The sequence below is a fragment of the Enterobacter cloacae complex sp. P1B genome, assembly GCF_014982345.1.
GTDB lineage: Bacteria > Pseudomonadota > Gammaproteobacteria > Enterobacterales > Enterobacteriaceae > Enterobacter > Enterobacter bugandensis.
The window spans coordinates 130,819-145,725 of record NZ_JADCLF010000016.1 but is presented as its reverse complement, the minus strand read 5'-3'; the positions used below and the strand labels follow the sequence as shown (position 1 = coordinate 145,725).

Here is a 14,907-nt window from a genome sequence, read left to right as displayed (position 1 = left end):
GTGTGCTTAAGCGCTCAGACTGCCACCAACAGCTGGGCGTTTTTCTTTTGTTAGAATCGATGCAACCTGCTGAGCAAGTCTCGCCATCTCATCATCAACAACTCCCCATTCAAGCACCGCCAGAAGCATCGAGAACTTGGGAATCCAGTCTCGTTTCCACCGGCTAATCTGTGCTTTATCGACACCAACAGCTGCTGCTGTTTTCTCTGTGCCAATCAGGGCGATCTTGTTAAGCAAGGCACTTTCAATTCTCATTGCCTCGTTGCGTTTGTTTGCGTGTTCCATTTGTAATACTTCCTTTAGTTAATAAGTGTTTACGCATCGGTTGATGCGTTGGTTTATCCCCGCATTTCGGCGGGAATGAGGCCAGAAGTGTTAAAGAGCGGTACTGCTTATGCGGCCATCAATTCAGGCCAAATACTTACCCAATCACCAGGATGCAGGTCCTTACGGGTCACGCTACCATTACTGAACTTCTCGATTAGTACGCATAACGCAGCGCCTAACTCATGATTCTTGCTAAGAGCTTTACGCAAATAGCCGATTGAAGTTCCGCATCGGGAGGCAAACTCGCGCTGCTCCTCAAGTGAGAGGGAGTTTAGATATGTACGAAGTTTCTCCATATCCTTTCTCCTTTCTCGTTGCATCATGAAAATAGTTTACCTACAGGTAAAAAATAAATCAATACCCGCAGGTTATTTACCGTGGGGTAATCTTGGATAAGATCTCTGCTATGGATAAATACGAACAGAGAAGACTGAAGCTCATTGAAATCCGGGACAGGTTCTGTAACGGGAAGGCAGCTGAGCTTGCGCGTCGAATAGAAAGAGAGCCGTCGTACATTTCAAGAATGCTCTACCCGGAAGGAAAGGCAGGGAGAAAACGCATTGCTGATGACATGATGGAAATCATTGAAAACGCATTCAGCCTTCCTCGCGGCTGGATGGACTCGATCACATCTGAGATGCCAAGCGCAAATGAAGAACTGGAATTTGCTGGAAGCATTCGCGCAGGATATGTTCCTGTAATTGGTGAGGCCGTTTTGGGAGTAGATGGCTCAGTGGATATGATCGAGTTCAGAGCCGGTTGGCTTCGAATTTATAGCGGTGACAAGGACGCCTATGGCTTAAAAGTCAAAGGCGATAGCATGTGGCCTCGCATTCAGTCTGGAGAATATGTCGTTATAGAGCCAAACACTACAGTTCATGCGGGTGATGAGGTGTTCGTACGAACCAAAGACGGTCACAACATGATTAAAATCATGAATAAAACTCGGGATGGAGACTATCAATTCAGTAGCGTCAACAGCGACCATAGGCCGATAACTTTAAGTGTTGATGATGTTGAAAAAATTCATTTTGTATCCGCTATAGTGAAGCACACGCGTTATGTGGATCAGGACGACGTTCCAAGAGTTGAAGAGGATTAACCTAGTGTATATTCCTGGGGCCTTATTATTAGTTGTTTTGGCATTCTGCTTGTATAAGCTTTATATAAAAACAGGAGCCGAGCATAAGTCAGGCCTCAGGAGAAAAGAAAAACTGATTTACGAAGCTGAATCGGTGGTTGAGAAGACAAAAAACATCTCGTGGAACGAGATGGACCATTCTCAGCAAGAGATGTATACCTGCGCCATAACCCGCCTGAACGTGCTTAAGTCCCTGAAACCCAATCAAACAGTCAACGAAAACATCCTGCCCGACTGGCCTGAAAATCCAAACATCTAGTTAAGATTAAAAAATAAATTACCTGGTTTTTCAATCAGGTAAACTTTTTCGTTCAAAATATTTACCCATGGGTATAGACATTGTTTTTACCCGTAGGTATATTTACTCCATCAGCAGGAAGCACTACTCACCAGGACGGTGAATCGCTCTTTAACATTGATGGGATTGTCCCGCCGAAATGCGGGAACCAAAGAGTAGTTGGCTTTGGAATGAATGCAACGATACGGATTATTTCCGTGAGGCCGTGTCGGCCGGTGAGCAAAGTTTGCGGAAACAAACCTGGAGCCGGTGCATTCATCTCAAAGCCAATCATCGGAGGTCAACATGATAATCGTTACTTATCTGGCTGATGATAACGCCAGAAATCGCCGCAGAGCACGCAGACAAGCTCAACGTGAACAGGCAATGCAGGACGCTTCTCTTGCACGCCGGGTAGCAAATAGCACATGCAGTACACGCGTAACCAAAGCCATTTCGCTTGCCGGAACGCGTCAGAAGGAAGTTGAGAGTGGCTCGGTATGTCTGCCAGATGTGGCGATTTTCGCAGCTGGTCATCGTAAGTCTAATAACGTAACAGCGAGGTAGTTATGGGTTCTATGAGTTATTGCCTGTTCCGAAACACGGCGGATGATTTCTCCGGTTGCCTGGAAAAAATAGGTAACGCGCAAAACATTAATGAGTTCTCTGCTGGAGAAGCAGGTGCGGCTCGTGATTTAAGGGAAATGGCAGAGCAATACATTGAATGGTTCGATCAACTGGAAACAGAGTCGCTTCCGGATGATGAAGAATACGATGAAGAAGATGGTGATGATTGAGGCCGCATAGTCGGCCTTCTTTTGGCAGCAAGCATTGAGGTGAGTATGACAATCAACATAATACCTCCAGAGGAAGCGGTAAAGAGGCTGAAAGAGAAAGGAATCACAACAGACACTGAAGAGTTAATAAGCCTCTACGGAATAGACCAGGCTGCACGAATCAGGAAGGGAGACAGGCTATGGATTGTTAATGATTCATCTACAAACCTGGGAAGCGCATATGGACATACGCTATCCCACGCAGTGCATATCTTCGTGCTGAGCTATGAAGAAAACAGGGATTCATTATTTGAGTGAGGTGAATATGAGAGGCTTCTCTGGTGCACCCGGACCTTGGGTGGCATCTAAAACAGACAGAAGTATCGGTCCAGCAAGCCGAGATGATGATCAATCGTATGGAATGATATTGCCGGTTGCATGGGTGGAGTTCGATGGTAATGACGAATTCCAGAAAGCAAACGCCAACCTGATAGCTGCAGCTCCAGAGCTTCTAGAAGCTCTGCAAGAGCTTGTCTTCCTTTACGAGCATGACGAAGGGTGCAGAGAGTTAACCGAATACAAGCGAGCCAAGGCAGCCATCAGCAAGGCTCTGGGGGAGGAGTGATGATTTGCCAATCATGCGGTGGTCAGGTGTATTGGAAGGGGCCATGGTCGAATCTGACACATACAGAATGCGAGCAGTGCGGTGCGGTTAATAACCAGACGGTTGAAGAGTCTAATGAAGACGATGGAGAGGAGTGATATGAAAATTACTGTTAGCGTTACAAAAGAAGAATTAAGCGAAATGGAAATGAGTGCGCCTGAGCTAAATCGAACGGTTCTGGAAGACTTAGACAATGCACGTGATTACGCAGGGTTCAATGTCGAAGTGCTAATTGTTGAAGAAGTCGAATAGCAGCTTATAGCTAATTCTCTGAGTTAGCTATTGGGTGTAATACCGCACCGTACTATCGGAGACGATTCGATAGTTCTGATAGATGGAAAAATCCCTCGTTATGTCTTTGCCGCCAGCAGTCAGGGCGGCATTCTTTTTGCCTGGAGGAAATGGTGAAACTTACGAAGACGCAAATAGACTGCCTAAAAGAAATTAATAAATATCGCGATTATCCATCTTACTGGAAACCAAAAACTCGCGAGAAGCTGGAGAAGCTTGGTCTTGTTTATGACCGAAACAAAGATATCAAATTCGCCCCCGCCTCATACCAGTTAACGGAACAGGGAAAACAGTATTTAGAGTCAATCACAGCCGCCTGAGTGCGGCTTTTTTATACCCGCATATCAACAGAGATTCACGAGTCTCTATCGCTATGCAATCAAACACAACATAAGGAATCCCACGATGACATTTGCTATCGCGGGCGGTGCCGTCGTGTCCGCCTATTATCCAACCGAATCCGAATTATCAAAACGTGTTCGCCGTCTTATTCGTGCTGCAAGAAAGCACCTGGAGGGTTTATGTCACCAGTTATAAATCACAGCCTGCTCAAAGCAGCGCAGAGCAAAGCGGTTATCGCTCGCTATCTCGGAGATGGTCGCATGTGGCAAGAGGCTCATGAAGCCATGAAGACCGCGATTAATCATCCTTGGCACCGCAAATCATGAGCATTGCAGATACCTGGTCAGAAGATGCCTTTGTGCGTCTCATGCAAGATTTAATTGGCAGCGAAGGAGGTTTCCATGCAGCAGCCGACAACAACAGTCGAAGAGAGTCAGAGAGCACGCCGCGTGACGACGATGCAGGCTCTGTTGTGGCGTTACAGGGGTGACAGAGAGCGCATGCGTATGTATCTCAACCTGTCGCGCTTAGAGGTGCTTAATCAACGTTATTTCCTGGGTGGATGCCCGTTCTGAGGTGATTATGGAACATAAAAAAGTTTACGCAGCTATCAGTGCTGTAGCCAAGGAAATGGCATCTACAGGCATTAGCAAGGACAGAGTTAACAAAGTTCAGGGATTCAACTTCCGAGGCATTGATCAGGTGTACAACGCACTGGCTCCTGCGCTGGTGACTCACGGGCTGGTAATTCTACCTCGGTTAACAGAGCGTACCTGCACTGAACGCATTAACAAAAACGGAACCGCCCTGTTCTATGTCGTGGTTAAAGCCGAGTTCGATTTTGTCAGCACAGAAGACGGAAGCATCCACACCGTTACAACCTACGGTGAAGCAATGGATAGCGGCGACAAGGCAACAAACAAGGCCATGTCAATCGCATACAAATACGCAGCGTTTCAGGCGTTCTGCATTCCGACAGAAGAGACCGCAATCGATGCCGATGCGGAAGTGCATCAGGTAGCACCGCAGGATGCAGAAGCCGCCCTGAAAGAGTTTGGCGACAAAGCAACACTTGCTCAGTCGGTTGAGGAATTGCAGGCGGCATACAAAGAGGTGTGGCCTAAATTAGGCGGAGTTAAATCATACGAAGAACGCGCGGCAGAGACTTACAAGACGCGCGGTCGTGAACTTCATAAACAGGCGGCATAAATGGCAATTAATACGATCACAATTTCCGGTAACGTTGGCAAGGATGCCGTTTTACGCGTCACGCCAAATGGTAAACACATCGCGTCATTTTCTCTCCCTGCAAAGTCAGGATTCGGTGAAAACGAAAAGACATCATGGCTGAACTGTAAGATGTTCGGCGCGATGGCTGAAAAGCTCTCTGTAGCGATCGTGAAGGGCGCAAAGATTACAGTTACAGGTGAGTTCGTTATTGAAGAGTGGACGAAGCCGGACGGCTCTCAGGCGCAATCACCAACCATTCTGGTGAGGGATATTGATTTGCCGCCACGCGGAACTGCAGGCAGCGACCAGTCACAGCAAAACAACCAGCCAAAGCAACAGAAAAATCAGTCAAAACCATCTAGTGAACCGCCAATGGACTTCGACGACGACGCGCCATTCTGATTTAACAACCACATGAACATTCTATTTCACCTCACGGAGGCGGCATAACTTCGCCTCCAGTTTAAGGATTAAGGCATGTCACCTGATGAAAATGGTTACTTCCGTGCACCTAAAAAACTGGAATCGAAGGACGAAGTTATTGCCCGGGTATGCGCTGGTCTGGAGCTTTATTACCAGCAGAAAGAGAACGGAACTCTGTCAAAAGATGAGCGTACTCCGCAGCAAATACAGGATGCAAAGGACGATTACTGGATAGAGAAGTTAACAAGGAAGTACGAAGCAAAGCTCTGGCATGACAACTTCATGGCCTCCTTCTCTCCTAGCTGGGAAACAGTCGGACCTAAACAACCATCAAGATGCAATGACCGTGACCGTGTTTACTACGGCCGATTTGGTCATGTACGCATGGACTGAGGAATTAATCATGATTGGAAATTACTACGACCCCGGAATCACTCCAAACGAACTGGTAGCACGCCACCGCTTTAAACCCATCAACGATATCCCACGCGAAGAAATGCTGAAGCGTCAATCATTCCCAAGCGTGAACGAGAACAAATTCCTTACAGCGTGGCTTAAGCAAGTCCAGAGGAGGTAGCCATGGGTATTCCACAGGTGGTTAGCTTCTCTGGCGGCAGAACGTCGGCTTACCTTGTTTACCTGATGGAGCAGAGAAGAACGTCTGGCGAGGACATTCACTACGTTTACATGGACACTGGCGCTGAACATCCGAAAACGTATGAGTTTATCAGAAATATCGTCAAGCACTGGAATATAAACCTTCACTGCCTTCGCGTAATACCTGACCCGGAGATGGGAAAGGCTAGCAGCTACGAAGAGTTAAGCGTTGATGAAATTGGCCCTGACCTCATCCCATGGAAACGTATGCTCAATAAGTACGGCCACCCATATGTTGGGGGGGCATTTTGCACGGACAGGATGAAATCAGTGCCATTCACGAAATACTGCCAGGAGCGATTTGGTAAAGGGAATTACCATACATGGCTTGGCATCAGGGCGGATGAACAAAACAGGCTTAGGGATGCACCTGGTTTTAGCTATCTGGCAGACATCAGCGATTTCGAAAAGCAGGATGTGCTCGATTGGTGGGAAGGGCAGCCATTTGACCTTGGCATTCAGGAGCACCTCGGGAATTGCGTATTCTGCATCAAGAAGAGCATGCAGAAAGTAGCCCTGGCAACAATGGATGAGCCAGAACTAGCTGCGCAATTCGTAGGCGTCCTGGAAAAGGAAATCCACACAGGAAGAGAGCCTGTTATGTATCGCGGCAATAACACTCTCAAATCCCTTATAGCGCTATTCAGCGACGTATCACGCGATGAACTCGCTTCACGAATGACCTCCATGCGGCAATACGATACAGGCTCATGCTCTGAGTCCTGCGAAGCTTTTTCTTGTCAGCTTGGATTTAACTTTGAGGATGCAGCATGAAACAAAATTTAGGGGAGGACGCCCAATGAGCAACATCGACAAACAAGCTTTCCAGGTAAGCAGATATGACCTGGTTAGTGGATACATGCAGAAGTGGCCTGATGGTGAGTTCGTTTATCACTCCGATTATCTGGCGCTGCTTGATGAGCTGGAAGCCAAAGACAAGCAGATTGCTGAGTTGGAGGCGAAGCTTGAGGCGGCAGATAAATTGCAGGATAGCTCGTTTCGTCATGGTCTTCAGCATGGCTTCAGTTTAGGTCAAACGGATAATCAGGCTGGATTTGAAGAGTGCTTATCAGCATATGGCACGCGGGGTAAAGATAATGGCTAATTCATTACTTGAAACATGCAATGACTGGCAAATTCTTCGCGCAGAAATATTGGCTCGAAATCCAAATATGGCCATGACACTTCAAAAGCTCGACATCATGATTGAGCATTCAGTTAGAGCAGCCATTGAAATATCACATCGTGTTGATTGGGATTTTAGTGAAGCGGAACGCAAAGCTAAGGCGGTGAAATAATGGAGCTTTCACGGGATAAGGTTAAAGAAATCATCAATGATGATTGGCTTTTGATGGATGATTGCGAAGGAAATAAAAACTGTGATGTTGTCAAAGAGCTGGCGCGTATCGCGCTGGCATCGCTCGAAGCGGAGGCTGTTGCGTATATCCGCTCAGCTCATAACCCAGATGGATTTTGTTTTGCTGATGGAATTCATCCGACGCATCGCCATCAAAGACTCCCTTTGTCGACATTGCAAGATGGATGCTATTGGAAGGTAACTCCGCTCTATACCGCCCCGCCAGCGCCGGTATCTGTGCCTGATGAAGCTACTCCAGAGAATATAGAAATCCTCGCCAGCACTTACGCTCCACGCAGCATTACCTACCAGTGGGATAGGGATGAGTGCAATGCAGCAGCTGACTCCTGGAACGCCTGCCGCGCCGCCATGCTTCAGGGTGCCGATGGCAACTCTCCGGTGATTCCGGATGGTTACTGCATCATGCCACTGAAGCTGACCGCCGATAATGGAGCCAAAGGCGCGTTATGCGGAGAGTTTCATGTTCAATACCGCATCGTTTGTCAGTCGTGCGTCGGTGAAGGTTGTGAAGACTGTAACCATACAGGCGGGTGGGATGCTGAAATTCCCGTTAGCTGGGACACCATAAAGCGAATTCATGAGGCAGCAGTAGAAACTTGCGCACTGCCAGCAGCACCGCAGCAGGAGGTGAAGTGATGAAAGAACTCAAAGACTTCAGCGCGACTGACTGGTTATTTTTCGCAACGCTCCTGATCGTATGGTTTTACATGGTTGCAAAAGCGTATAGCTGGTTAATAGGAGTCCTGATTCGCCGCGGTTGGAGATTGTGGAATCGCAAGGATGAGCAAACCCTGGCTATGGACTCGTTTTATGAGGCTTTCAGGCTGGCAGAAATAGAACCTGGGCAGAGGGTGGTTATTACTACCGAAAGCGGTATGCAGATTCACATACTTCGTCCAAAAGTTAAAGCCAATGCCTAACCCATTCGACGCATAACAAACCCGCACCCAGCGGGTTTTTCTTTATCCGGAGTCACCATGCAATACAACCCAGTTCTGGTCGCCATAGCGTGCCTTATTGCATGGATGGCTATCTCTTCACTCATTCACATGTCAGAGGGCTTGTTATGGCTAAATTTGCTGTGGGCGCGTTAGTGCAGCTTAAGTCTGGAGGCATCAGAGGGATGGTTGAGAGCCAGATTGAGCCGGATAGCGACCATCCGAAAGCATGGGTGAAATGGGATGACGGTAACTTCGATATTCGCCACGAACACGAACTTCGCGCGGCTACTGTTGATGAGCCTCGCGTGTATAAGAAATTAGCGTAAGGAGATGGATGAATGTCTGACCAGAGCAAATATTATGACTACTACATGGTTGAAGGTGATGATGTAAAAGCGCTCATCAAGTCATACGATACAATTCGAGACAAACGTAATGCACTACTTCCGGAAGCGGTTAAAAAGGTAGGCGCTATAGCATGGACTACAACCAGTAATTGGGGTGGCGGAGGCGGACTCTTAGAGAACTTCGTTTGGGAAAAGGACTTCAAATTCCCTTGCCCAATGACGATTAAAAGAGAGGATTTTTTCGATGGGAAGCGTGTCGTAATTGCTCGTGGGAAAGGAAATACTAAGGAAGGCAGGGAATTTAACAAAGAGCTTGATGCGGTGCGACAAGAGGTTAACAAGGAATTGAAGTCTTTGCCTGAATGGTCAGATTTCATCATTAACCACTATGGGATTATGCGCACTGGCATAGGTGGGAAATCAGGGAAAGGTTTTGGATTTGCCATGCTATCAACTCATGGTGGTCGGCATCCAGGCCGAGATGATGCGCTTCTTTTCAGAATTCCGAACGATAAAAGCGAAGATCGCAGCGCTGTAGTCATACCAGAAAACTTCAAGAAAATGACGTATGGGCAGTTTTACGACATCGTGAATACAGACAAATAGACCGCCGAAATGGCGGTTTTTTATTGGAGATGGATGATGGGAAAGATGACTTTTGTTGTTGAGTTTGAGGATGGTAAGGAGCCATCTGTAGGGTCACGGATGCAGATATGCGGTGGCAAGGTAATTTCTGTAGCATGGAGTGATTATCGGGATGACCATTTTAGTGAAGATGAAAAAGATATGATCAAAGATGTTCTGAATTTTATCCCGAGAGATAACCCTCTGCGCAATGGAATCCTGCAGCGCCTTGAATTGCTGACCTCATAACGCAGGAGTAACCATGGAATCACACAGCCTCACACTCGATGAGGCCTGTGCATTTCTCAAAATATCCAGACCTACCGCCACAAACTGGATTCGCACAGGCCGCCTTCAGGCAACACGAAAAGACCCTTCAAAACCCAAATCACCATACCTCACTACCCGACAAGCCTGCATTGCGGCGCTTCAGTCTCCGCTGCATACTGTCGGCGTGAGCGCGGGTGATGGCATTAAAGAGGAAACGAAATGTCACTCTTCCGCAGAGGTGAAATATGGTACGCATCGTACTCGCTCCCGGGCGGGAAGCGAATTAAGGAAAGCCTTGGGACTTCCGACAAGCGGCTCGCTACTGAGCTACATGACAAGCGCAAAGCTGAACTGTGGCGAGTAGACCGGCTTGGCGATTTCCCTGATGTAACGTTTGATGATGCGTGCATGCGGTGGCTTGAGGAGAAAGCCGAGAAGAAGTCACTTAAAGACGACCGCAGCCGCATGGCTTTCTGGCTGGCACATTTTGAAGGGGTTCGATTAAAGGATGTCACCGAGCAAAGGATTTACTCAGCAGTAAACAAGATGAGCAACCGCAAGCTGCTTGAGATATGGAAGATTCAGGCAGCAGCGGCGCAGAAGAATGGACAGCCAGCACCGACTTATTCAGCCTCCCCCGTCACCACTTCCACCAAGGCCAAACACCTGGCTCTGATGAAAGCTATTCTGCGTGCGGCAGAGCGTGACTGGAAATGGCTGGAGAAGGCACCTGTGATTAAGGTTCCTGCCGTAAGGAATAAACGGGTGCGCTGGCTGGAGCATGACGAAGCGAAGAGGTTAATTGAGGAATGTCCTGAACCGCTGAAGTCGGTTGTTAAGTTTGCGCTGGCAACTGGCCTTCGTCGTTCGAACATCATCAATATGGAATGGCAGAAAATCGACATGCAGCGTCGTGTTGCCTGGGTGAATCCTGAAGACAGTAAATCAAACAGAGCTATTGGCGTAGCACTGAATGATACGGCCTGTAAGGTACTGCGCGATCAGATTGGCAATCATCATAAATGGGTGTTCGTCCATATGAAAGCAGGTGTTCGTCCTGACGGCTCAAAGACGCCATCAGTGAGGAAGATGCGGGTTGATGACCAGAGCGCATGGAACGCTGCTTGTCGTCGTGCAGGGATTGAGGATTTCCGTTTTCACGACCTGAGACACACATGGGCAAGCTGGTTAATTCAATCTGGCGTTCCGTTGTCTGTGCTGCAGGAAATGGGCGGCTGGGAAAGTATCGAAATGGTTCGTCGATATGCCCACTTAGCACCTAACCATTTAACTGAGCATGCGAAGCAAATTGACTCGATTTTCGGGGTTGATGTCCCAAATATGTCCCACAACGAAATTCTGGAGAAAACAAAGGAGGCGTAAGTGCCTGTTTCTAAATGGCACGCCCTGTAGGATTCGAACCTACGACCTACGGCTTAGAAGGCCGTTGCTCTATCCAACTGAGCTAAGGGCGCACTGAGAAGAGTGAACTTCGCGGTGGTGAAACGCGAAGAATTATACGGTCAATGTCAGGTGAGTCAATGCCTTTTCCGTTTTCGGGGGCAATTACCGCTAGCCGATTGTAAATACGGCTATTTTCTCAACATTTCTCGCTGTTTCACCGTAAAATTTAGCGCTGCGAAAAGGCTTAGTTGCATTTAAGTAACGCCTGCTGTTTTCCTGCTCGTCGGCTCGTCACACTAGAGCGAGGTTTCCCGGCCGCCTGGAGGCTGACAGACAACAGGACAATGGAGTGACAGCGCAAAACCCGTTCGATACGCCCCCCCGATTACAGTTTATTTCTCAGGACATCGTCGGCATCAAACTGGAGCCTGTCGTCGCCCTCACCTCTCAGCGTCAGGTTGGCGTGGAGGTGCTTAGCATTCTGTCCGAAACGCAGCACAGCGAGGATTTTTTTCGCCATCAGTCGGCAGGCTGGTCAATGACGCTGCTTGAAGCGCAGCTTGCCGCACTAAAAAAGACGCCGCACGGTAATAACCTTTTTATTAATCTGCCGATAACCGTTATGACAGAGCCAGCGTCTTTTCAGCGGCTCATCAATCTGAAAAACACGCCGCTGAATATCGAGATTGTTGATCTCTCTGCCTTTCTGGCTTTCTCTGCCGCACAGAAGCAGCGCGTCATTCAAAACCTGTCGAAACTCCGGGAACAGGGGCACAGTATATGGCTGGATGACATCGACGAAACGGTCATTCAGCCGTTTTTATTTTGTCGATTACCGTTGAACGGCATCAAAATTGATAAGGGCGCATTCTGGCGTTTACGCGCCACACCCGCGCTGAGGCAGCTGGTTTTACGTTGCTTTCAGCTGGCCGGGAGCGTGCTCATCGAAGGTATTGAGACTGAACGCGATCGCACCTGGGCACTGCAGGCAGGCGCAGATCTCGGCCAGGGATATTACTGGCCGTCCTGGACATGGCCGGAGGATTAAAGAGCCATTTCCAGGAGGGAGACCATGCGAATGACAGTGCGCCGTTACCGGCGGCGGCGTACAGGAAGTGATGCACTGGGATTTACGCGCTCACCTTTTGCTCCCCCCTTTTTCGACCGGCTCGAGTTTTTGAGCCAGTCCATCAGCCAGCCCCGAAAAACCGACGCTCCGTTTATCATTCTGGTCACGGAGGATCATTTTCTGCGCACCGGTTTTCTCAATGGGCAGTTTCCCCTGAGCAGCTGTTGCGACTATATCTCACTGGATGATGCGCTCGGCGCTCAGGCACAATGGCCTTCAGCGCGTCTGGTGGTGGATGTAGAAAGCCGTTCCACCGGGCTAATTGATCAACTGGATCAGTTAAGAAGGCATAGCCTGTATCCCCCCTTCCTGACGCCGTGGCTACTGGTCCGGGCAGATAATTATGATACCCGCCTCTTCTGCAAAGCGGCGGGGCCTTTTCACGTGCTGGAACGTCAGATGAACGCGGCAGGGCTTCAACACAGCCTGATGGATGCCCGCCCACCGCAGGGGTCCGATAAAGACTGGTTTTCCCGCAATGAATGGCCCATTTTGCAGGAGCTTGCCCGCGGTAAGACGCTGCGTCAGATTGCCCTTCTGCAGAATCGCCCCTATAGCCGCATTATCTATCGTCTCAGCTGCATCCTGCTTAAGCTGGGGCTGAGCCATCGCCAGGAATTGTTACACCTTCTTAATAACCTCTCTGACTGCACGTTTTAACTTACGCACTAACTTCTTATTTCCTAAAGCGCTTTAGGAATTTACTTACCACGCATGTTATGAAATGGTTAAATTTTAACAATGTATTCGATTTTATAACTATTCCTAATTTATGGTTCGGAACCATGTGAAATGTCACAGAATGAACCAAAGGCAGCACTTTCCTCCATCCGTTAAGTGAATGCAGAAGGCGTTAATAAGATGATAATGATGTAAAAACAAGCAGCTTCGCTTAACTCTCCAGGAGCTGAAAGCAAAGTGGATAGCATGTTCTCCTGCGCGATGATGGCGTGACGTTGATGCGCCTTAAGCACTTTCAGATGAAGGTTTGACACCTTGCGAGGGCACTTTTTCGCCTCTTTGACCCTGGGTCGCCCGCCGAATCGACGGGCTTTTTTATTAACAATTACGCAACATAAAGAGACATCTGTTATTTTTTGTTATTACATAAAGATGAAAAGATGCGGTAAATGGGATAACAGGATATTTCCGCTAAATTTAAAAACATAGCCATTAAGATCCAGAAGATAATACAAACCAATAAGCGGAGACTAATTTACAGGGTTTTCGGAAAAAACTTACTCTGTATAATAAGATGCGTACCAAATCTGAATAAGAAAAATCTTTTTGCCAACACCAGCCAAATGAGATGACCGCGCTGAGGCACTGTTCTTTTCATTACGTAAACAAGGATGCTTTCGCTCTTTCCAGGGAAATACTACGGTATAGGGATCTGCACTTTATATCCTTCCGGCATTTCGAGAGTTTTACAAAACTCTGCATAACGCTTTTAACAATCTGAGGCATTAAAAATGAAACCGGCATCCGTTATCATTATGGACGAACATCCTATCGTCAGAATGTCGATAGAGGTCCTGCTACAGAAAAATAAAAATATCACAGTCAAGCTTAAGTCTGGCGATAGCCATGAAGTTCTTGACTGTATTCGTAATCATCCTATCGATTTGGTGATCCTTGACATCGAACTTACGGGCACAGACGCCTTCGCTTTACTGAAGAGAATCAGAAACTTAAACAAAGACATCAAGATTCTGTTCCTCTCCTCTAAATCAGAGTTATTTTACGCGGGTCGTGCGATTCGCGCCGGGGCCAACGGCTTCGTCAGTAAACGAAAAGATTTGGGTGAGATCTACAACGCCGTAGAGATGATTCTGATGGGTTATTCTTTTTTCCCGTCGGAAACGCTGAATTTTATAAACCATATGGGTTCGGGAAAAGGGATGGCAGTGGATATGCCATTATCGAATCGCGAGGTCACGGTATTACGTTATCTGGCGAATGGATTATCCAATAAGGAGATTGCTGAACAGTTACTGTTGAGCAATAAGACCATCAGTGCGCACAAATCCAATATTTATTCCAAGCTTGGCGTACAAAGCATCGTGGAATTAATAGATTACGCCAAAGCGCACGAGCTACTATAACCTGAATTCACTCCCTGCAGTTTATCCGAGCTGCAGGGAGTGCGGTCAGTGCTAATTATAATTAATCATGAAGGTAGCATCCGCATCAGCCCGTCCGGGCTGAGGGTTATCGGCCGTGGCAATATAATTGGCATAAAATGATAGGGTCGCATTCCCCTGTGCATCAACCGTCACCGGCTGGCTGGCCTGCTGAAGCGCCAGACGCGTTTTATCCGCATCCCTGATCTCGACGGCGACGTGGCTCGCTGTACTGGCATCATTCAGCGCCAGCAACCCGCTATTGCTCCCGTCAGCCTTACCCGAGAACGTAATGGACGCCGCCCCGGGCGGACAGCCGGTCAGCTTCAGCGTGAAGGGCATAGGCTGCGTGCGGCTCCCTGTGGTGTTGAGTTGCTTCGTGGGCCAGGTGCCCAGCGTGACCGTTTTGTCGCTATCGTTACCCTCTGCCACGCAGGTGAAATCGACAATATTGCCGTAGAGCCGAATATTAATTTCGCCCAATGCGGTTTCCGCCTGAGCCTGGGTGCAAAGCGCAAAGAGCGCCACGGTGATAAAACGGATCCCGTTTCGCATGTCTGCTC

Annotated in this window: 29 protein-coding genes, 1 tRNA gene and 1 pseudogene; 27 read left to right on the top strand and 4 right to left on the bottom strand. The window is 48.1% G+C overall.

Going from position 1 to position 14,907, the window contains the following annotated elements; translation table 11 throughout:
- Nucleotides 1-6: 6 nt before the first annotated feature.
- Nucleotides 7-285: a lambda phage CII family protein gene (locus INF77_RS19400; protein ID WP_193532984.1), complete on the bottom strand. Its 279-nt coding sequence runs from the start codon at nt 283-285 to the stop codon at nt 7-9.
- Between the two features lie 107 nt (nt 286-392).
- A complete protein-coding gene (locus INF77_RS19395; RefSeq protein ID WP_045408360.1) occupies nt 393-623 on the bottom strand; it encodes a YdaS family helix-turn-helix protein in 231 nt (76 codons plus the stop codon).
- A gap of 110 nt (nt 624-733) precedes the next feature.
- Here INF77_RS19395 and INF77_RS19390 point away from each other — a divergent pair, with 110 nt between their 5' ends.
- The 24 genes and pseudogenes from INF77_RS19390 (at nt 734) to INF77_RS19280 (ending at nt 11,071) form a co-directional block, all read left to right on the top strand.
- A complete protein-coding gene (locus INF77_RS19390) occupies nt 734-1,429 on the top strand; it encodes a helix-turn-helix transcriptional regulator (RefSeq protein WP_188245962.1) in 696 nt (231 codons plus the stop codon).
- Nucleotides 1,430-1,433: 4 nt separating this feature from the next.
- Nucleotides 1,434-1,727 (top strand): hypothetical protein, encoded by a 294-nt coding sequence (locus tag INF77_RS19385; RefSeq protein ID WP_193543099.1) that lies wholly within the window; start codon nt 1,434-1,436, stop codon nt 1,725-1,727.
- A gap of 324 nt (nt 1,728-2,051) precedes the next feature.
- Nucleotides 2,052-2,312 (top strand): hypothetical protein, encoded by a 261-nt coding sequence (locus tag INF77_RS23315; RefSeq protein ID WP_227414014.1) that lies wholly within the window; start codon nt 2,052-2,054, stop codon nt 2,310-2,312.
- Between the two features lie 2 nt (nt 2,313-2,314).
- Nucleotides 2,315-2,542: a hypothetical protein gene (locus INF77_RS19380; protein ID WP_193532912.1), complete on the top strand. Its 228-nt coding sequence runs from the start codon at nt 2,315-2,317 to the stop codon at nt 2,540-2,542.
- Between the two features lie 45 nt (nt 2,543-2,587).
- Nucleotides 2,588-2,839 carry a hypothetical protein gene (locus tag INF77_RS19375; protein ID WP_193532911.1) on the top strand — a complete coding sequence of 84 codons (252 nt, stop codon included), beginning with the start codon at nt 2,588-2,590 and terminating at the stop codon, nt 2,837-2,839.
- Nucleotides 2,808-3,146 (top strand): hypothetical protein, encoded by a 339-nt coding sequence (locus tag INF77_RS19370; RefSeq protein WP_227414013.1) that lies wholly within the window; start codon nt 2,808-2,810, stop codon nt 3,144-3,146. The genes INF77_RS19375 and INF77_RS19370 overlap by 32 nt, the downstream gene beginning before the upstream one ends.
- A 138-nt stretch (nt 3,147-3,284) precedes the next feature.
- A complete protein-coding gene (locus INF77_RS19365) occupies nt 3,285-3,437 on the top strand; it encodes a hypothetical protein (protein ID WP_193532910.1) in 153 nt (50 codons plus the stop codon).
- A gap of 444 nt (nt 3,438-3,881) precedes the next feature.
- Nucleotides 3,882-4,013, top strand: coding sequence for a hypothetical protein (locus INF77_RS23505; RefSeq protein ID WP_062676590.1), 132 nt, complete (start codon nt 3,882-3,884; stop codon nt 4,011-4,013).
- On the top strand, nt 3,998-4,144 hold the full coding sequence (locus INF77_RS19355) for a host cell division inhibitory peptide Kil (RefSeq protein ID WP_193532909.1): 147 nt from the start codon (nt 3,998-4,000) through the stop codon (nt 4,142-4,144). Before INF77_RS23505 ends, INF77_RS19355 begins: the two co-directional genes overlap by 16 nt.
- 75 nt (nt 4,145-4,219) lie before the next feature.
- The gene (locus INF77_RS19350; protein WP_193532908.1) at nt 4,220-4,393 is read left to right on the top strand and encodes a hypothetical protein; all 174 of its coding nucleotides are present in this window, start codon (nt 4,220-4,222) and stop codon (nt 4,391-4,393) included.
- 7 nt (nt 4,394-4,400) lie between these two features.
- The gene (locus tag INF77_RS19345; protein ID WP_193532907.1) at nt 4,401-5,027 is read left to right on the top strand and encodes an ERF family protein; all 627 of its coding nucleotides are present in this window, start codon (nt 4,401-4,403) and stop codon (nt 5,025-5,027) included.
- Entirely contained in the window at nt 5,028-5,450 is a 423-nt protein-coding gene (locus INF77_RS19340; protein ID WP_193532906.1) for a single-stranded DNA-binding protein, read from the top strand.
- 75 nt (nt 5,451-5,525) lie between these two features.
- The gene (locus INF77_RS19335; protein WP_193532905.1) at nt 5,526-5,864 is read left to right on the top strand and encodes a hypothetical protein; all 339 of its coding nucleotides are present in this window, start codon (nt 5,526-5,528) and stop codon (nt 5,862-5,864) included.
- A 10-nt stretch (nt 5,865-5,874) separates the two neighbouring features.
- A complete protein-coding gene (locus tag INF77_RS19330) occupies nt 5,875-6,048 on the top strand; it encodes a DUF2737 family protein (RefSeq protein WP_193532904.1) in 174 nt (57 codons plus the stop codon).
- A 2-nt stretch (nt 6,049-6,050) separates the two neighbouring features.
- Nucleotides 6,051-6,902 carry a phosphoadenosine phosphosulfate reductase family protein gene (locus tag INF77_RS19325; RefSeq protein WP_227414012.1) on the top strand — a complete coding sequence of 284 codons (852 nt, stop codon included), beginning with the start codon at nt 6,051-6,053 and terminating at the stop codon, nt 6,900-6,902.
- Nucleotides 6,903-6,927: 25 nt separating this feature from the next.
- The gene (locus INF77_RS19320; RefSeq protein WP_193532903.1) at nt 6,928-7,233 is read left to right on the top strand and encodes a hypothetical protein; all 306 of its coding nucleotides are present in this window, start codon (nt 6,928-6,930) and stop codon (nt 7,231-7,233) included.
- Nucleotides 7,226-7,426: a hypothetical protein gene (locus INF77_RS19315; protein WP_193532902.1), complete on the top strand. Its 201-nt coding sequence runs from the start codon at nt 7,226-7,228 to the stop codon at nt 7,424-7,426. The genes INF77_RS19320 and INF77_RS19315 overlap by 8 nt, the downstream gene beginning before the upstream one ends.
- Nucleotides 7,426-8,142 carry a hypothetical protein gene (locus INF77_RS19310; RefSeq protein ID WP_193532901.1) on the top strand — a complete coding sequence of 239 codons (717 nt, stop codon included), beginning with the start codon at nt 7,426-7,428 and terminating at the stop codon, nt 8,140-8,142. The genes INF77_RS19315 and INF77_RS19310 overlap by 1 nt, the downstream gene beginning before the upstream one ends.
- Complete coding sequence (locus INF77_RS19305; RefSeq protein WP_193532900.1) at nt 8,142-8,426, top strand: DUF4752 family protein; 285 nt, start codon at nt 8,142-8,144, stop codon at nt 8,424-8,426. Before INF77_RS19310 ends, INF77_RS19305 begins: the two co-directional genes overlap by 1 nt.
- Nucleotides 8,427-8,572: 146 nt before the next feature.
- Nucleotides 8,573-8,773: a hypothetical protein gene (locus tag INF77_RS19300; RefSeq protein WP_193532899.1), complete on the top strand. Its 201-nt coding sequence runs from the start codon at nt 8,573-8,575 to the stop codon at nt 8,771-8,773.
- Nucleotides 8,774-8,785: 12 nt separating this feature from the next.
- Nucleotides 8,786-9,400: a DUF5420 family protein gene (locus tag INF77_RS19295; protein ID WP_193532898.1), complete on the top strand. Its 615-nt coding sequence runs from the start codon at nt 8,786-8,788 to the stop codon at nt 9,398-9,400.
- A 45-nt stretch (nt 9,401-9,445) separates the two neighbouring features.
- Nucleotides 9,446-9,667 (top strand): hypothetical protein, encoded by a 222-nt coding sequence (locus INF77_RS19290; protein ID WP_193532897.1) that lies wholly within the window; start codon nt 9,446-9,448, stop codon nt 9,665-9,667.
- A 13-nt stretch (nt 9,668-9,680) separates the two neighbouring features.
- Nucleotides 9,681-9,776: pseudogene (locus tag INF77_RS23310) on the top strand (helix-turn-helix domain-containing protein); the annotation flags it as partial.
- A 131-nt stretch (nt 9,777-9,907) separates the two neighbouring features.
- On the top strand, nt 9,908-11,071 hold the full coding sequence (locus INF77_RS19280; protein WP_193532896.1) for a site-specific integrase: 1,164 nt from the start codon (nt 9,908-9,910) through the stop codon (nt 11,069-11,071).
- 15 nt (nt 11,072-11,086) lie between these two features.
- On the opposite strand, the gene INF77_RS19275 is transcribed toward INF77_RS19280, so the two are convergent.
- Nucleotides 11,087-11,163: transfer RNA gene (locus INF77_RS19275), tRNA-Arg, on the bottom strand.
- Nucleotides 11,164-11,441: 278 nt separating this feature from the next.
- On the opposite strand from INF77_RS19275, the gene INF77_RS19270 reads away from it, so the two are divergent.
- The 3 genes from INF77_RS19270 (at nt 11,442) to fimZ (ending at nt 14,326) form a co-directional block, all read left to right on the top strand.
- Nucleotides 11,442-12,140, top strand: coding sequence for an EAL domain-containing protein (locus tag INF77_RS19270; protein ID WP_126326935.1), 699 nt, complete (start codon nt 11,442-11,444; stop codon nt 12,138-12,140).
- A 24-nt stretch (nt 12,141-12,164) separates the two neighbouring features.
- Nucleotides 12,165-12,881 carry a response regulator transcription factor gene (locus INF77_RS19265; protein WP_028012233.1) on the top strand — a complete coding sequence of 239 codons (717 nt, stop codon included), beginning with the start codon at nt 12,165-12,167 and terminating at the stop codon, nt 12,879-12,881.
- Between the two features lie 812 nt (nt 12,882-13,693).
- Nucleotides 13,694-14,326 (top strand): fimbria biosynthesis transcriptional regulator FimZ, encoded by a 633-nt coding sequence (fimZ, locus tag INF77_RS19260; protein WP_088205206.1) that lies wholly within the window; start codon nt 13,694-13,696, stop codon nt 14,324-14,326.
- A gap of 51 nt (nt 14,327-14,377) precedes the next feature.
- Here fimZ and sfmF read toward each other — a convergent pair whose 3' ends face one another.
- The gene (sfmF, locus tag INF77_RS19255) at nt 14,378-14,899 is read right to left on the bottom strand and encodes a fimbria assembly protein (protein ID WP_028012231.1); all 522 of its coding nucleotides are present in this window, start codon (nt 14,897-14,899) and stop codon (nt 14,378-14,380) included.
- Between the last annotated feature and the right edge of the window lie 8 nt (nt 14,900-14,907).

Coding starts and splice junctions, on each gene's coding strand:
- INF77_RS19295 (WP_193532898.1), top strand. CDS start 8,786: ATGTCTGACCAGAGCAAATATTATGACTACTACATGGTTGAAGGTGAT.
- INF77_RS19320 (WP_193532903.1), top strand. CDS start 6,928: ATGAGCAACATCGACAAACAAGCTTTCCAGGTAAGCAGATATGACCTG.
- INF77_RS19265 (WP_028012233.1), top strand. CDS start 12,165: ATGCGAATGACAGTGCGCCGTTACCGGCGGCGGCGTACAGGAAGTGAT.
- INF77_RS19345 (WP_193532907.1), top strand. CDS start 4,401: ATGGAACATAAAAAAGTTTACGCAGCTATCAGTGCTGTAGCCAAGGAA.
- INF77_RS19370 (WP_227414013.1), top strand. CDS start 2,808: ATGAAGAAAACAGGGATTCATTATTTGAGTGAGGTGAATATGAGAGGC.
- sfmF (WP_028012231.1), bottom strand. CDS start 14,899: ATGCGAAACGGGATCCGTTTTATCACCGTGGCGCTCTTTGCGCTTTGC.
- INF77_RS19280 (WP_193532896.1), top strand. CDS start 9,908: ATGTCACTCTTCCGCAGAGGTGAAATATGGTACGCATCGTACTCGCTC.
- INF77_RS19365 (WP_193532910.1), top strand. CDS start 3,285: ATGAAAATTACTGTTAGCGTTACAAAAGAAGAATTAAGCGAAATGGAA.
- INF77_RS19325 (WP_227414012.1), top strand. CDS start 6,051: ATGGGTATTCCACAGGTGGTTAGCTTCTCTGGCGGCAGAACGTCGGCT.
- INF77_RS23315 (WP_227414014.1), top strand. CDS start 2,052: ATGATAATCGTTACTTATCTGGCTGATGATAACGCCAGAAATCGCCGC.
- INF77_RS19380 (WP_193532912.1), top strand. CDS start 2,315: ATGGGTTCTATGAGTTATTGCCTGTTCCGAAACACGGCGGATGATTTC.
- INF77_RS19350 (WP_193532908.1), top strand. CDS start 4,220: ATGCAGCAGCCGACAACAACAGTCGAAGAGAGTCAGAGAGCACGCCGC.
- INF77_RS19335 (WP_193532905.1), top strand. CDS start 5,526: ATGTCACCTGATGAAAATGGTTACTTCCGTGCACCTAAAAAACTGGAA.
- INF77_RS19305 (WP_193532900.1), top strand. CDS start 8,142: ATGAAAGAACTCAAAGACTTCAGCGCGACTGACTGGTTATTTTTCGCA.
- INF77_RS19330 (WP_193532904.1), top strand. CDS start 5,875: ATGATTGGAAATTACTACGACCCCGGAATCACTCCAAACGAACTGGTA.
- INF77_RS19355 (WP_193532909.1), top strand. CDS start 3,998: ATGTCACCAGTTATAAATCACAGCCTGCTCAAAGCAGCGCAGAGCAAA.
- INF77_RS19315 (WP_193532902.1), top strand. CDS start 7,226: ATGGCTAATTCATTACTTGAAACATGCAATGACTGGCAAATTCTTCGC.
- INF77_RS19390 (WP_188245962.1), top strand. CDS start 734: ATGGATAAATACGAACAGAGAAGACTGAAGCTCATTGAAATCCGGGAC.
- INF77_RS19400 (WP_193532984.1), bottom strand. CDS start 285: ATGGAACACGCAAACAAACGCAACGAGGCAATGAGAATTGAAAGTGCC.
- INF77_RS19290 (WP_193532897.1), top strand. CDS start 9,446: ATGACTTTTGTTGTTGAGTTTGAGGATGGTAAGGAGCCATCTGTAGGG.
- fimZ (WP_088205206.1), top strand. CDS start 13,694: ATGAAACCGGCATCCGTTATCATTATGGACGAACATCCTATCGTCAGA.
- INF77_RS19375 (WP_193532911.1), top strand. CDS start 2,588: ATGACAATCAACATAATACCTCCAGAGGAAGCGGTAAAGAGGCTGAAA.
- INF77_RS19340 (WP_193532906.1), top strand. CDS start 5,028: ATGGCAATTAATACGATCACAATTTCCGGTAACGTTGGCAAGGATGCC.
- INF77_RS19310 (WP_193532901.1), top strand. CDS start 7,426: ATGGAGCTTTCACGGGATAAGGTTAAAGAAATCATCAATGATGATTGG.
- INF77_RS19300 (WP_193532899.1), top strand. CDS start 8,573: ATGGCTAAATTTGCTGTGGGCGCGTTAGTGCAGCTTAAGTCTGGAGGC.
- INF77_RS23505 (WP_062676590.1), top strand. CDS start 3,882: ATGACATTTGCTATCGCGGGCGGTGCCGTCGTGTCCGCCTATTATCCA.
- INF77_RS19395 (WP_045408360.1), bottom strand. CDS start 623: ATGGAGAAACTTCGTACATATCTAAACTCCCTCTCACTTGAGGAGCAG.